A 1,899-nucleotide genomic window follows, 5' to 3' on the forward strand; every position below is an offset into this window, starting at 1 on the left:
AGTCTTCATGTCTCTCTTTTTCTCAGGGCAGACTGAGATGCGTGCGATGTGTTTAGGCTAAAGCAGCTTGGCTCGAAGCAACAAGTTTTGGGCCATCTTCGGAGAAGCAGGCCTCCTTGTCCTCAGCCTTGCAGCACTTATCCAAGAAAGCTGTAAATTCGCCCAACACGGTCCTCAGCTGTGGACCCGTAGCCTTGGGTTTGTGTTTCACCAGTTCAACAAGTGCCGCTTGCTTCTTCATCTGCTTCTCCTTCTCTGGAAGTGAGCAGATATCAGCATGGAAGGTGAAGGTCTCAGCTTTAAATTCTTTGGGGACATAGGTCTCATCCACGGGCAGGGCAGAGAAACATGGCCGCCTTTCCACCACGGATCCAGTACAGCACTTGGTGACCTGCTCGCTCACTGGGGTCTTCTCATGCAGCACACAAACTCGGTTCAGGATCGCAGAGATATAGTCTTCCACACAAGGTAGTCTCTGTGCTTCAGGAAGTACACAGCATTTGCTGCCCACTTTTCCTAGGTTCCTTGCAGCTTCCACAAGAGTTGGAGTTGACACCTGAGGTGCTTTCTGGGTGTAACGAACTATGAGCGCATTTTGGAATCCATACTCTCCAAGCTTCTCAAAAAGTTCACAGTTAGCTTTGACTAAGTTCTTAGGCTCTTCTACAAGAGGCTGAAATTCATCCAACACTTTGCCATAGCATGCAGAAGGGTCAGCTTCAGCACAGCACTTTTCCAGGGTGGCTTCATATTTCTTAGCAAGTCTCAGCAGCAGGGCAACAGAGTAGTCAGGGTGCCTTCTTGCATATTCATACAAAAACGTGCCCAGGAAGACGTCTTTGGCCTCAGCATAGTTCTTGCACACTTCCTTATCCTCAACAAAATCAGCAGCTAATGAAGGCAGGTCAGCAGGAAGGTCATCATTTTCCACCTCAGAAAGGCAGTGGGATTTCTTCAACACTGGCTTGTCACAGCAAGCCTGAAGTTTGCTAGAGATAGATGCTTGGTTTTCACACATGTACTTGGCAAGCTCCGCCCTGTCATCTGCGCATTCAAGCAGGTCGCCATGGCAGCATTCCTCGGTGAGTTTGGTAAGGTCTGTTGCCAACTTGGTAATTTCTGCGAAGTCAGCCTTGGGGAATTTCTGGCTCATACGAGCTACTGCCCATGCTTTGAAAGCTCTCTGTCCAAATCTCTGCAAGCTGGAGCACTTCAGTCTTTGATTAACAGATGAGGCCAATGCTTTCTCCTTCAGAGCATCAAGCTTGGGTGTGATGCAAGCAGCTTTGTCAGCTTCTCCACAGCACTCAGTCATGATGGCGCTATATTTCTCAGCATAGTAAAGGAGCTCTGGGGCATAGAAGTAAGGATGTCTTCTGGCAACTTCATGCAGATAGTGTCCCATAAACGTAACAGCATTCTCCTGAAAGGAGGTGCACATGGCCTCAGCATCTGGCCTCACAAATGGGGGCAGGTTGGGGTGGTCATCTTTGTGTTTCAGGAAACATTCATTCCTTTCCGGTTCTTTTTTTGCACAGCAGTCAGCCAGTTCACCATAGCTGTCACGAAGAGTTGGAATGGCACAAAGCTTATCTCCAAAAAGAGTGTGAAGTGATTTGTCACAGTTTTCAGCAGACTCATCAGCAACACATGTTTTTGCAAAGTCGGTTACTTCATTCACTAATTTCACATGTTCTTCATATGGGCATTTCTGGAGAAACTGGGAAAAGGCGATAAGGACTAGGCCTTTGAAATGTTGTTCTCCCAAATCTTTAAACCGATGAGCGATCTCACTCTTGTGTGCATCTCGGCGAAACAATCCCCTGGAAAAAGCAGAGTCGGAGACGAAGAGGAGGAGGAGGAAGGTTACCCACTTCATTGTGCCAGAGCTTGTGGGGT

The 1,899-nt window shown here is 47.9% G+C and carries 1 protein-coding gene; it reads right to left on the reverse strand.

The genetic code is table 11. The annotated features are described in order from the left end of the window. Positions 1-52: 52 nt before the first annotated feature. A partial coding sequence (locus tag OKJ99_RS07880; protein WP_326015105.1) for a hypothetical protein occupies positions 53-1,899 on the reverse strand: 1,847 nt, incomplete at its 5' end.

Origin of the sequence: Streptomyces endophyticus (assembly GCF_035798155.1) — a bacterium.
In the GTDB taxonomy this organism is placed as follows: Bacteria; Actinomycetota; Actinomycetes; order Streptomycetales; family Streptomycetaceae; genus Streptomyces; species Streptomyces endophyticus.